Annotated in this window: 10 protein-coding genes and 1 other RNA gene; all 11 read right to left on the reverse strand. The window is 27.1% G+C overall.

The genetic code is table 11. The features are described from left to right. Nucleotides 1-3: 3 nt before the first annotated feature. The 11 genes from ACTTBL_RS00425 to ACTTBL_RS00475 all read right to left on the reverse strand — a co-directional run bounded on the left by ACTTBL_RS00425 (nucleotide 4) and on the right by ACTTBL_RS00475 (nucleotide 12,673). Complete coding sequence (locus ACTTBL_RS00425; RefSeq protein WP_440643128.1) at nucleotides 4-1,125, reverse strand: FtsW/RodA/SpoVE family cell cycle protein; 1,122 nt, start codon at nucleotides 1,123-1,125, stop codon at nucleotides 4-6. After that, nucleotides 1,112-2,410, reverse strand: a complete 1,299-nt coding sequence (gene murD, locus ACTTBL_RS00430; protein ID WP_440643129.1) for a UDP-N-acetylmuramoyl-L-alanine--D-glutamate ligase — start codon at nucleotides 2,408-2,410, stop codon at nucleotides 1,112-1,114. The genes ACTTBL_RS00425 and murD overlap by 14 nt, the downstream gene beginning before the upstream one ends. After that, nucleotides 2,410-3,495 (reverse strand): phospho-N-acetylmuramoyl-pentapeptide-transferase, encoded by a 1,086-nt coding sequence (mraY, locus tag ACTTBL_RS00435; protein WP_440643130.1) that lies wholly within the window; start codon nucleotides 3,493-3,495, stop codon nucleotides 2,410-2,412. The genes murD and mraY overlap by 1 nt, the downstream gene beginning before the upstream one ends. Further along, complete coding sequence (locus tag ACTTBL_RS00440; RefSeq protein ID WP_440643131.1) at nucleotides 3,495-6,338, reverse strand: UDP-N-acetylmuramoyl-L-alanyl-D-glutamate--2,6-diaminopimelate ligase; 2,844 nt, start codon at nucleotides 6,336-6,338, stop codon at nucleotides 3,495-3,497. Before ACTTBL_RS00440 ends, mraY begins: the two co-directional genes overlap by 1 nt. Nucleotides 6,339-6,340: 2 nt before the next feature. Continuing rightward, on the reverse strand, nucleotides 6,341-8,032 hold the full coding sequence (locus ACTTBL_RS00445) for a peptidoglycan D,D-transpeptidase FtsI family protein (protein ID WP_440643132.1): 1,692 nt from the start codon (nucleotides 8,030-8,032) through the stop codon (nucleotides 6,341-6,343). Then, nucleotides 8,032-8,337 (reverse strand): cell division protein FtsL, encoded by a 306-nt coding sequence (locus ACTTBL_RS00450; protein ID WP_440643133.1) that lies wholly within the window; start codon nucleotides 8,335-8,337, stop codon nucleotides 8,032-8,034. The genes ACTTBL_RS00445 and ACTTBL_RS00450 overlap by 1 nt, the downstream gene beginning before the upstream one ends. After that, entirely contained in the window at nucleotides 8,334-9,344 is a 1,011-nt protein-coding gene (gene rsmH / locus ACTTBL_RS00455) for a 16S rRNA (cytosine(1402)-N(4))-methyltransferase RsmH (RefSeq protein ID WP_440643134.1), read from the reverse strand. The genes ACTTBL_RS00450 and rsmH overlap by 4 nt, the downstream gene beginning before the upstream one ends. An 18-nt stretch (nucleotides 9,345-9,362) precedes the next feature. Then, nucleotides 9,363-10,847: a cell division protein FtsZ gene (gene ftsZ, locus ACTTBL_RS00460; protein ID WP_440643135.1), complete on the reverse strand. Its 1,485-nt coding sequence runs from the start codon at nucleotides 10,845-10,847 to the stop codon at nucleotides 9,363-9,365. 1 nt (nucleotide 10,848) lies between these two features. Next, nucleotides 10,849-11,316: a division/cell wall cluster transcriptional repressor MraZ gene (gene mraZ, locus ACTTBL_RS00465; protein WP_440643136.1), complete on the reverse strand. Its 468-nt coding sequence runs from the start codon at nucleotides 11,314-11,316 to the stop codon at nucleotides 10,849-10,851. A gap of 214 nt (nucleotides 11,317-11,530) precedes the next feature. Then, an RNA gene (gene rnpB, locus ACTTBL_RS00470) (RNase P RNA component class A) lies at nucleotides 11,531-11,888 on the reverse strand. A gap of 41 nt (nucleotides 11,889-11,929) precedes the next feature. Beyond that, entirely contained in the window at nucleotides 11,930-12,673 is a 744-nt protein-coding gene (locus ACTTBL_RS00475; RefSeq protein ID WP_440643137.1) for an N-acetylmuramoyl-L-alanine amidase, read from the reverse strand. Between the last annotated feature and the right edge of the window lie 12 nt (nucleotides 12,674-12,685).

A 12,685-nucleotide genomic window follows, 5' to 3' on the forward strand; every position in this document is an offset into this window, starting at 1 on the left:
TTATTAAGTTATTTTTCTTTTTGTTAAATTTAAAATTATCCCAGCTAATATTGATGTACTTATTATCGATGAACCACCATAACTTAAAAAAGGTAACGTCATTCCAGTAGTTGGAAATAATCTTATATTAACCCCTACATGAATAGTGGCCTGCATTAATATTAAACTAGTAGAACCAATTAAAATAAGTTTAACTTTATCATTTGTCTCAAAACTTATTTTTTTAAAAACCATATAAATTAAGATCAAAAACAATAATAATATTAAGATTATGGCAACAACACCAAACTCTTCAGAAATTACTGAAATAATGTAGTCAGTATGAGCTTCGGGAACTCTATTTTTAAGAGTACCTTCACCTATACCTTTTCCAAAAAAACCTCCACTTGTAATAGATTCTATTGCTTTATCAGATTGAAAATTATGTGTACCTGTTTCTCTATTGAAAAATGAAAAAATACGTCCTTGAATATAATCAAACCTGGGTACATAAATAATAAGATAGGTAAGTAAAGATGCACCAGCAATAAATATTGCTAAAAGAATATATATATTAATTCCTGATGTGAAGATTTGAACTGCCCAACAAAATACTACTAACAAAGTTTGACCAATATCTGGTTGAGCTATTAAAAGTAAAGAAATAACGGATATCAAAATAATAGATATCAAATACTTAAATAAAATATTTGATCTACTTTCACATAAAATAGTTGCTAAAATTATTATTAAAAATGGTTTTAAAACTTCTATAGGCTGAAATCTTGGTAAGAAAAATAAGTCTATCCATCTTTTAGATCCTTTAACTTCAACACCAACGAATGGCACCAAAAATAAAGAAATAAGTGAAATAAAAAAAAGAAAAATAGAGTATTTATATAATTGATCTGAATTTAAAGAGGAAAATATAAAAATAAAAGATATTCCAATTAACACATAAATCAAATGTTTAAAAAAGAAGAAATAACTGTTGGTATCTAACTTATCAGAGGCTATTAGAGAAGTTGAAACTAAAGAAAAAAACAATCCAATAACAAATAATAAACTTATTAGTAAAAAAATAGATTTATCTATGTTTTTCCACCATTGATAATAAAATTTGTAAACAATACTATCGCTTTGCATTAATATACTTTTTAATTATTTGATTAAAATGATACCCTCTATCTTCAAAATTTTTAAAACTATCGAATGAAGCTCCAGCTGGACTGAAAAAAATAATATTTTTTTTTGATTTTTGAATATTAATTTCTGAGAAAATAACTTTAAGGGTTTCTTGTAAATTTTTGAAATTTTTAATTTTTAATCTATTTTTTAAAATTTTTATAAATTTTCTATGATGTGATCCAAAAATATAAGCCTTAATATTTTTGCACTTTATTTTTGATAGTTTAAATTTATCTCCTTTTTTGGGAATTCCTCCCAATATCCAATATGCATCATTTAAATTTTTTAATATATTTTCCGAGGAAGCAAAGCTTGTAGATTTAGAGTCATTAATTATTGTAAGATTTTTTTTATCAAATATAATTTGTTGTCTGAAATCTAGGCCTTTAAATTTATTAATAGTTTTAATTAATTTTTTGTAATTAAGTTTTAATCTTGGGGCAATTTTTAATATAAATGATAAATTTTCTTTATTCCCATGAGATAAAAAATATTTATTAGTAATTTTATTAAACTTTTTATCTATGCTTGAAGTCTGTACTCTGTAGATCTTTGAACTATATTTATTTTTATTTAATTTTTTAGTTATTAGTTCATCCTCTTTTTTTACATATGCAAAAGATCCACTTATTTGAGATGTTAATAATTTAAATTTTGCATTTACATAATTCTTTAGACTTTTATGTCTTTCAATGTGGTCTGCAGTTATGTTTAAAATTATCGCATATTTTGATCTAAATACGCTACTATAATTTAGCTGATAAGAAGAGGCCTCAATCACAAAGATTGTTTTTTTTGTAATATTTTTTTCTGATAATGCTGGATTACCAATGTTCCCAATAAGTCTTGAGTCTCTTTTTTGATCGATTAAAGCATCATGTAAAATTTTAGCAGTTGTAGATTTACCATTAGTTCCAGTAATCGTAATACTTTCATTGTTATAAAATGAAAACAAGACATCAAGGTCGGTGTGAATTTTTTTAAAATTTTTCTTTAAAAATTTTGATAATTTGCAATTTGAGATATCAATTCCAGGACTAATAATAATTCTATCAAAATTTATTTTTTTTATTTGTTCATATCTAATAATTTTTTTTTTAAGTTTAAATTTAATTTTTGGATTGTCATCAAACAAATATACATCAGACTTATTTTTTAAAAACTTATAAGATGAAATGCCACTCTTTCCTAAACCATAAATTAATATTTTTTTTCTTAAAAAAATATTATTAAATATTTTCATTATCTTAATTTTAAGGTAGCTAAACCAATCATTGCTAGGATGATAGAGATAATCCAAAACCTAATTACAACTGTAGACTCTGGCCATCCTTTTTTCTCAAAATGATGATGAATAGGCGCCATTCTAAAAATTCTTTTTCCAGTAAGTTTAAACGAAATCACCTGAACCATTACTGAAACTGCCTCTAGTACAAAAAGTCCACCAGTAATAGCTAAAACAATTTCATGCTTTGTGATAATTCCTACTGCACCTAAAGATCCTCCAAGAGATAATGAGCCTGTGTCACCCATAAAAATTTTGGCAGGTGGAGCATTAAACCATAAGAAACCTAAACAAGAGCCAATAATTGCACCACAAAAAATTGATACTTCACCAGTTCCTTCTATGTAAGGTATCTGTAAATAATTTGAAAATACAATATTTCCAGTAACATAACTTATAAAAGCAAAACATGCTGCAACTAATATTACAGGTACTGTTGCTAGACCATCTAATCCATCCGTAAGGTTAACAGCATTTGACGAACCAATAATTACGAATATTGCGAATGGTATAAAAAACCATCCAAGGTTTATGATTAAATTTTTAAAGAATGGAAAATATAAATTATTTAAATCTTTATAATCATTTAAATAAACGAACAAACTTACACCAATGATTGCTAATATTATTTGTGAAGTTATTTTAAACTTTGAAGAAATTCCTGATGAGTTGCTAAATTTAATCTTCTTAAAGTCATCATATGCTCCTAATAAACCAAACGTAATTACTATGTAGACACAAAATATAATATTAATATTTGATAAATCTGCCCAGAATATTACTGATACTAATAAGCCAAATAAAATTATTAAACCTCCCATTGTTGGTGTGCCAATTTTTTTAACTATATGATCCTCAGGTCCATCGTCCCGGATTGGATTTAAAATTTTTTGTTTTGAAAAAAATTTAATAAAAGGACCTCCAATAATCAGCACAATAACCAATGAGGTGAAAAAAGATAAACCTGTTCTAAAAGTTAAATATTTAAACACATTTAAAAAACTAAAAGTATCAACAAAATTTAACAAAAATTGATAAAGCATTAATGCAATCCTTTCAGATCTTTTACTATGTCGTTGAATCCTGTCGCAAGTGAGGCTTTGATCATTAAATAATCATTATTATTTAAATCTTTTCTAATCAATTCAATAATTTGAGAATTGTTTAATAAAATCTTGCCTTTTTTGGCTTCTGAAATATTTGCAAATATTATAGACGCCATTTTACCTTTAACAAATACCTTATCTATCTTAGTTTGATTAATTATTGGAGCAATAGATTGATGAAGTTTTTTAGAATGACTACCAAGCTCTAACATGTCACCAATTAGTAGATATTTATTTGATTTTTTCGAGTTTATTTTATCAAAATTTTTTATCGCTGATTTTAATGATAGAGGATTTGAATTGTAACTTTGATCAATTAAATTAATTCTTTTATTATCAATTTTTACTACAGAATGATCTCCTCTTCCTCCTGGAATTTTGAAATTGAGAAAAATATTTTCATTAAGTTTAAATATATTTTTAGAAATACTAATAACCGCTAAAGCAGCAAGTATATTGTATATATTGTTTTGAAAATCGTTAGATACTGTGAAATCCTTTTTTTTATTATTTAACTTTATATTAATTTTAAATTTTTTTCCGAAGGGCTGTATATTATTTAATTTAATGTCTGCTTTCTGACTTTTAATACCAAAAGAAACTACTTTAATTTTCTTTTTTTTGGCAATTTTTTTATGTAATTGAAAAAAACTGTCATCTGCATTCAATACAATATAACCATAAAGTTTTATGTTGTTAATAATTTCAGATTTTGCCAAAGCGATTTGTTTAATATTTTTAAAATTTTTAGCATGTGCATAATTTATATTTGTTATTACACCAATATCTGGTTTTATAATTTTAGACAAATAATCAATTTCACCTTTTTTATCCATTCCAATTTCTAAAATTCCAAATTCATCATTTTGTTTTAAATTAAAAAGACTCAAAGGAACTCCAAATTTATTGTTATAAGATTTTGGTGAAATACTTACTTTCGTAATTTTACTTAATACATTGCCCAGCAATTCTTTAAGCGTAGTTTTTCCACAACTACCTGTAATAGCTATAATATTTGTATCAATACTTTTTCTAAAAGTTTTTGAAATATCTGTTAAGAATTTTAAAGTATTTTTAACTTTAATCTGTCGATTTTTATTTAATTTATTTTGAATTTTATTTACTACAGCTAAAGATGCTTTTCTGTTAAATGATTGTGAAACATATTTATTACCATCATTTTTTTTTCCTCTAATAGCAAAAAAAATATCATTTTTAGTAACTTCTTGAGAATTAATCCTTGCTGTTTTTAAAGATATGGAAGTAGACAATTTTTTAATTTTGGCTGCTTCTTTAACCACATTTAATTTTAAATTATCTGATAAATTATTATTTTTATGCTTGATAGCATTTAGAATTAACTTTCTATCTGAAAAGAAAATTTTCTTATTTCCAATATCCTGCGTTTTCTCATGACCTTTTCCAGCAACTAACAAAATATCACCTGAATTTAAATTATAAACAGCTTGAGTTATTGCTATTGCTCTATTAGATATTTCAATAATTCTCTTTTTTTTAATTCCCTTTTTTATATCTCTTATTATTTTTTGAGGATTTTCAAATCTAGGATTATCATTTGTAAGAATGATACTATCTGCAAAATCACTAGCTACTTTCCCCATTTTTGATCTTTTACTTTGGTCCCTATTTCCCCCACAACCGAATAACACTGTGATTGTTTTATCAGGAAATTGTTCTCTAAGATTTAAAAGACAAGTTTTTAGAGCATCAGGCGTATGTGCGTAATCAAGAATTACTTTTGATTGATTTTTAATTTTACCAATTTTTTCAAACCTTCCCTCAACAGTTTTTAATTTTGGAATTGTATTTAAAATTTTATTTATACTAATACCGCTATATTTTGCTGCAATTATTGCCATCAAAACATTTTTTAATTGTATTTTTCCAATTAAATTTAAATTTATATTCCTTATTGCGCTATTTAATTTAATTTTAAGAAATTGACCCTCTCCTTTAAAATTATGAGATAAAAGCTCTAGATTATTGTTTCCATCATTAAGTGTATGCAATTTTAATTTCTTATTAATTGCAATTTTTCTTATGTTTTTAAACTCAGGTATTGATTGATCTGTAATTACATTTCCTCTTTTTGAGATTAGGTTTTCAAATAAATAAAGTTTTGCATTTAAATAGTTTTTTAAATTTTTATGATAATCAAGATGATCATGGGATAGATTAGTAAATATACCTGAATTAAACTTTAAACCATCTAATCTATTTTGCTTTAAACCATGGCTTGAGGCTTCCATAATTACATTCTCTATTTTTTGATTTTTCAACTTGCTTAATATTTTAGCCAATTTGATTGGATCTATTGTTGTATTAGATAAATTCAAATTAATACTTTTTGATTTAACACCTAATGTACCAATTGAAGCACCTTTTTTATTATTTAATTTTAATATTTGATAATAAAAATCTGCAACCGATGATTTTCCGTTAGTACCAGTAACTGCAATTAAATTTTTTGGTTTTTTATTATAAATTTTAAAAGCAGTTTCAGCTAATAATTTTCTTATATTCTTTGTATGAATATACAAAATTCCATTTTGGAATTGACTTGTTTTTCTTTCAGTAACAATAATTTTTGATCCTTTTTTAATTGCTTTAGTAATAAATTTATTCCCATCAATAGAATTTCCTTTGATTGCAAAAAAAATATTATTTTTTTTAATACTCTTTGTATTAAATGAAATTCCTGAAAAGGAAAAATTTCTATAATTTTTATTTATGTTATGAAAGTAGTTTCCCAGAAGCATAATTAATTAACCTCTATATATTTTGTGGCTAAAATAGGCCCGATTTTATCTATGACTTTTCCAGCTACCTCTACTGAAGTCCAGCCAGCAGTATTATAAAGTGTACCCTTCCAGCCTCCTTTTCGGTGTCTATACTTATAATAATAATCTTTAGATTTTTTTGGAGTATCTAACATTACGACAAAAACAAATTGTGGATTTGAAGTGGGAAAAATGGAGGCAAAAGTATTTATTTTTGCTTCAGAATATGCTCCTCCCTCAGGTTGATCAGCAGTTCCTGTTTTTCCACCAACTTCATAATTTTGAACATCTGCAAATTTAGCTGTGCCTTCCTCAGTATTTACAATTTTTCTTAAAGCCTTAACAACTTGTTCCGAAATACCTTTGTTTAATATTCTCTCGTTTTTTTGCTTAAAATTATTCTCTTTAAAAATTAATGTTGGCTTAATTTCATAACCACCATTTGATAAAACCGCATAACCTTTTGCCAATTGAAGAATTGTAGTCGCTACTCCATGTCCAAAAGAAGCTGTAGCTAATCTACATTTCCCAAAATCATAATTTTTTTGAGGAGCAACTTCTTCAATATCAAAATCAAAATCACTTAACACGCCAACTTTTTCTAAAAATAATTTAAATTTTTGTGGGCCAATTTTTTGAGCAATTCTGACAGATCCTATATTTCCAGATCTAACTAAAATTTGCTCTGCAGTTAAATCTGACGGTATTTCATTGTCATACTCACCTATTCTGTATTTGTCACATTTAATTGATTTGGGTAAATCTAAAAATTCAGTCTCTGGTTTAATTACCTTTTCATTTAAAGCGCTAGCAAAAGTAAATGCTTTAAATACAGAGCCGAGTTCATATGTTCCTTTAGTTACCCTGTTAATATAATTTACATCTGTAATATTTTGTCTTTCATTTGGATTAAAATCTGGCAAAGAAACTAGTGATAAAATATTACCATTATTAACATCCATTAAAATGGCTGCACTACCTTTGCTTTTAAAAATTTCCTGATATTTAATTAATTCTTCTCTTATTAAAAACTGAATATCCTTATCTAGAGTAAGTCTAATGGGTTTTTTTGATTGTCTAAGTTCGTCATTCAATGATTTTTCCAATCCAGAAATACCGTTATTGTCATCATCTATCTGACCCAAAACATGACTAAAAAGATTTTTTTGTGGGTACATTCTTAAAACTCTTTCTTCTGGGACTAGAGATTTATCGCCTAGTTTCATTATTTTTTCATAATTTTCCTCTGAAATTTTCTTCTCTAAATAAAAAAATTTCTTAGTTTTTATTTTTTTTTTAATTTCATTAAAATTTTTATCAGGAAAAATAATATTTAAACTTAGAAGTAATTTTTTTTCATTAATTATATCTGAAGTTTTTAAACCAATATCGATAGATTTAACTGTCTTAGCTAAATAATTTCCATTTATATCTGTAATGTCTGCTCTGTAGAGTTTATTTGAAGTCAAAAATAAATTGCTTCTTTGTTCTAAATTATCTTTTAGTGAGCCTAGATGAATTAAGTGAATTGTGTAAATCAAATAGATAATAAAAAAAATGAAAAAAATAAAAGCTACACGATTAAATTGAATATTTAATCCATTCTCTTTTTTCTTAAATATAAAATCACTTTTGTAGTCTTCTATAATTAATTTAGATTTATTATCAGCCATTACTCTTTTGTAATTTTAAAATTTTGGATTTTATTTATATAGTCTGAAATATTATAAATTTTTAAGTCATTTATATTTTTTTGAATTAACTCATCCTCAAAATACTGTGATTGATATTCAAGTAATCTTTCTGCAGAACTTAAATAATCATACTCTAAGGACACATTTTCAAATTCAGATTTTAAAACTCGAATACTCTCTTTTGCTGTAAATATTTCATCTTCAATCTGTTTAGTCGAATTTTTTATTATTGCAGTTGATAAGACTAAAAAAAAAATCACTAATGCTAAAACATACTTTTTCACAGTTTGTCTCCATATTTTTCGATTTCAATATAATTTCTGAATTTCTCCTCTATATCGGTATCGAAATTATAAAAATCAGTTTTTTTTATTGCATATCTAAATTTAGCAGATCTAGACGGTGGATTTTCACTTAACTCTTCTTCTGAGGGAGTTATTGGTTTTTTTTGAATCAAATTAAATAATGTATCAGCTTGTTTTACAAGAGGACTATATCGTGAAATACTTTTATTTTCAGAAAGGCTTTTTAAAAAATATTTTACTATTTTATCCTCTAAAGAATGAAAAGTAACTACCCCTAGAATGCCTCCTTTTTTTAAAACTTTAGTGGCATTAATAAGCCCATAAATTAATTCGCTTATTTCTTTATTTACAAAAATTCTAAGTGCCTGAAAAACTTTGGTTGCATTATGAATTTTAAAATTTTTTCTTTTTTTTGATTTATCAATAATTTCAACTAAAGATTTAGTATCAATGTCATTTTTAGATCTCTCTTTATTGATATTTCGTGCAATGTATTTTGCTTCTTTTTCGTCACCAAAAAATTTAAAAATCTTTTCTAATTCTTTTTCATCAAGTTTATTTATTACATCTTCTGCAGAATAGTTATTTAAACCTAACTGCATATTTAATTTACCATTTGCTTCAAATGAAAGTCCTTTTTCTGGATCTTTTATCTGAGTGTAAGAATAACCGAGATCAAAAATTACTCCTCTTATATTTTCGTTTTTAAGCTTTAAATTATTTAATTGGCTAAATTTAATATTTTTAAAAATAAATCTATCTTTAAAACTTTCTTTTAATTGGTTAGCAATTTTTGCACTCTCTATATCTCTATCTAGAGCTATTACGTTTGTATTTTCAAAGTCTAAAATTTTTTTGGTATAACCACCTTGACCAAACGTGCAATCAATAAATGTGCCACCATGTTGAGGGGAAATAACGCTAATAATTTCTTTTAGCAGTACCGGATAATGCTTTTGCATTTTCGGTACTATGGTGGCGTCCATTTATTTCTTGGAAGACCATTAATTTTTTTGTCTTCTTAAGAATGCTGGTATCTCAAGATCATCTTCTTCTTCCTCATGTTCAGAAGATAAAAGTTCATCTGAACTTGAGGTTTCAGTTTCTGAACTGAATAAATCTGGGGCATCAGAATCAACTCCAAATTCTTTAAGATCATTAGAAACCTCTTCATGAATATTATTATCTTGGGTTCCTTCATTATTAGTTTCCAAAGCCTCTTGTGCAAAAGATTTTTCCATTTCATTAATTGAATTATCTTCAACTATACTCTCACTTTCCATGCTAGTATTTTGAACAACTTCCTCATTCATCATTTGATTGTGAGAACTTTCAGTTTGTTGTTCTTGAACAATCTCATTTTCAAGTTTTAAAGCATTTGCGCCATGAGTAATTGGATTTGACGTTGTTGTGTTTGAAAAATTGAAAGATTGAGAGGATCCCATATTTGAAAAATCAGAATAGCCAGGATTACGGTTTTGAATTCGATGAACCATGTTTACAACAGATTTTGAGTCTGGTTGCTGACCATCTAATGAGGTTGCAACAATTGAAACTCTCATTTTTCCATCAAGTTCTGTATCAGTAATTGCACCAATAATTAATTCTGCTTCAGGATCAACTTCAGCTCTAACTTTATTTACAGCCTCATCAACTTCAAAAAGTTTAAGATCTTTACCACCGGTAATATTTACCAATAAACCTTTTGCACCTTTTAAAGTATAGTCATCTATTAACGGATTACTAATTGCCATTTCTGCCGCTTTAAGAGCTCTACCTTCTCCTTCAGCTTCACCTGTTCCCATCATAGCTTTACCCATTGCTGCCATAACCGTTTCAACATCAGCAAAATCTAAGTTTATTAAACCAGGTCTGACCATCAGATCAGTTATACTTTGAACACCATGCATCAAAACATTATTTGAAAGGTTAAATGACTCTTCAAAAGTAGTCTGTTCATTAGCTATTTTAAATAAATTTTGGTTAGGTATAACAATTATTGTATCAACATGTTTTCTTAACTCTTCCAAACCTTGTTGTGCTCTTCTCATTCTAGAGGGGCCTTCATATAAAAATGGAAGAGTCACAACACCTACAGTTAAGATATTTAATTCTTTAGCAGCTCTTGCGATGACGTGAGCAGCACCAGTGCCCGTTCCACCACCCATACCAGCTGCAATAAAAACCATGTTTGCACCTTGAAGTGTATTTACAATTTCATTTAAAGACTCATCAGCTGCAGCTTGACCAATATCAAGTTTTGCTCCAGCTCCTAAACCTTTTGTTAAATTTAAACCTATTTGAATTCTGGATTTTGCTTTACTTAACTTTAAATCTTGAGCATCGGTATTAACTGCAATAAATTCTACTCCTTGCATATTGTTTTCAATCATTTCATTGATAGCATTTCCGCCTGCCCCACCAACTCCTAATACTAATAGTCGTGGTTGCAACTCTTTAATTTCTGGTGCTTTAAAGTTTATTGTCATCTTATTTCCCCTCGTTGTTGTTTAAGTGTTTTTCCCATTTAAGACTTGCACGATTAATATTTGCTTTTTTTCTTGCTGATGTCTTAAATTTTTCAAATGCTGTTGGCTCCCATATTTGAAATGTTTGGCCTTGACCAACAAACAACATGCTATTTTTTATTTTTGCATGTTTCAATAATTTTGATGAAAGTGAAATTCTGCCTTCACTGTCGAATTGTAAATTTATACTTTCTGCTAATATTGATGTTGCAAAGTAATCTCTTTTTTCCTCAAAAGGATTTAAGGAGTCAATTGCTGAAGAAATTTTTTCAATTCTATCTTGAGAACATGCTTCTATTGATGAATTGTTAAAAGATGGATAACAAATAATACCGTTGTAACCCAAATTTGACAAATATGACCTGAAACTAGCAGGCACTGATACTCTCCCCTTTTTGTCCAATTTGTTCTCGTAAGTAGATAAAAACATATATTTTTAAATTTATAAATTCCATAATTGGGAATATATGGGAATATATGGGTATTTAAAAAGATAGTCAAACCCTGAATCTTGACTGATTTTCCTTATACATATTAGTTTTTTTTATACCAGCGTTTATAAGAATAGGCTTTTTTAGTAATGACTTAATATTGAATCAAATCAAGAACATCCGTGTAATGTAAAAATCTATATTGTGAATGAGTTTGCCAGATAAACTATAAGCCGGGTTCTGTCATTTAAACTTATCATTTGTCTAGGCTTAAGATCACTCTTAAGCTCAAGCAACTAACCCTGATGACTAGCCAAGGACGGCTTTCTGTTTTTCAACAATGTCATCTCTACTTAGTCTTGCTCCCAGTGGGGTTTTCCAGCGTTCATTGTTACCAATAGAACCGGTGTGCTCTTACCACACCTTTTCACCCTTGCCATGTTATGGCGGTTTATTTTCTGTGGCACTATCCCTAGGGTTTCCCCCCGCCAGGTATTACCTGGCACTGTGTCCTTGTAGAGCCCGGACTTTCCTCTTTAAACTTAATTAAAGCGATAAGTCATTTATCTGGCATATTTAAATTAATACTAATTTTTAAAACTTCAAGAAATTTTATGCAAATTTTTTTGCTAAATTATTGCTAATAATCAAACATTCTTTATCAATTTTTCCATTTATCAATTCTTGTCTAAATCTTCTTTGAAAAGCTTTCACAATATAATTATTAAATTTTCTATTTTTTAAATTTTCAGTTTTTTTCATTGCATACCCAATTTTTGATAAATTGTTAAAAAATATTTTTTTACTGACTTGATCTAATTCAATTTTTCTATTTTTTTTAAGTAATTGAATAGATAATGAATGCCATAAACCAATACCTTGCTTTGACAACTCTTTCCATGGAAATTTTTCTCCTGGATCTTTTTTTCTTTCTGGAGCAATGTCTGAATGCCCCAAAATATTTTGAGACTTAATTTTATATTTTTTAATTAATGTCTTAGATAATTTAATTAAAGATTGAGTTTGTTTTTTCGAAAAAGGTTTGTAGTTATGTTCGTGCCCAGGATTACTGATCTCTATACCAATAGAATGTCTATTAAGAGATTTATAATGTTTCCATTTAGATTTACCAGCATGCCATGCGATATATGAACCCGGTACCATCAATAAAATTTCACCATTTTTTTTTAGAAAGTAATGACAACTTAGATTAGATTTTACATTGGTTAATTTTTCAATAGCAACAGAATCGTTTCTCATTCCTGTATAATGAAAAACTAAGAATTTAATTTGATTAGGTTTTCTTTTTATTGGATTAAAATTAGGTGAATAATTAGAGGTAATTTTTATACTCATTTTGGTGGCCAA

This window comes from Candidatus Pelagibacter sp. HIMB123 (assembly GCF_052048195.1).
Classification (GTDB): domain Bacteria; phylum Pseudomonadota; class Alphaproteobacteria; order Pelagibacterales; family Pelagibacteraceae; genus Pelagibacter.

Bases quoted from the DNA above. Each gene is read 5' to 3' on its own strand.
- ACTTBL_RS00425 (WP_440643128.1), bottom strand. From the start codon at position 1,125: ATGCAAAGCGATAGTATTGTTTACAAATTTTATTATCAATGGTGGAAA.
- murD (WP_440643129.1), bottom strand. From the start codon at position 2,410: ATGAAAATATTTAATAATATTTTTTTAAGAAAAAAAATATTAATTTAT.
- mraZ (WP_440643136.1), bottom strand. From the start codon at position 11,316: ATGTTTTTATCTACTTACGAGAACAAATTGGACAAAAAGGGGAGAGTA.
- rsmH (WP_440643134.1), bottom strand. From the start codon at position 9,344: ATGGACGCCACCATAGTACCGAAAATGCAAAAGCATTATCCGGTACTG.
- ACTTBL_RS00445 (WP_440643132.1), bottom strand. From the start codon at position 8,032: ATGGCTGATAATAAATCTAAATTAATTATAGAAGACTACAAAAGTGAT.
- ftsZ (WP_440643135.1), bottom strand. From the start codon at position 10,847: ATGACAATAAACTTTAAAGCACCAGAAATTAAAGAGTTGCAACCACGA.
- ACTTBL_RS00440 (WP_440643131.1), bottom strand. From the start codon at position 6,338: ATGCTTCTGGGAAACTACTTTCATAACATAAATAAAAATTATAGAAAT.
- ACTTBL_RS00475 (WP_440643137.1), bottom strand. From the start codon at position 12,673: ATGAGTATAAAAATTACCTCTAATTATTCACCTAATTTTAATCCAATA.
- mraY (WP_440643130.1), bottom strand. From the start codon at position 3,495: ATGCTTTATCAATTTTTGTTAAATTTTGTTGATACTTTTAGTTTTTTA.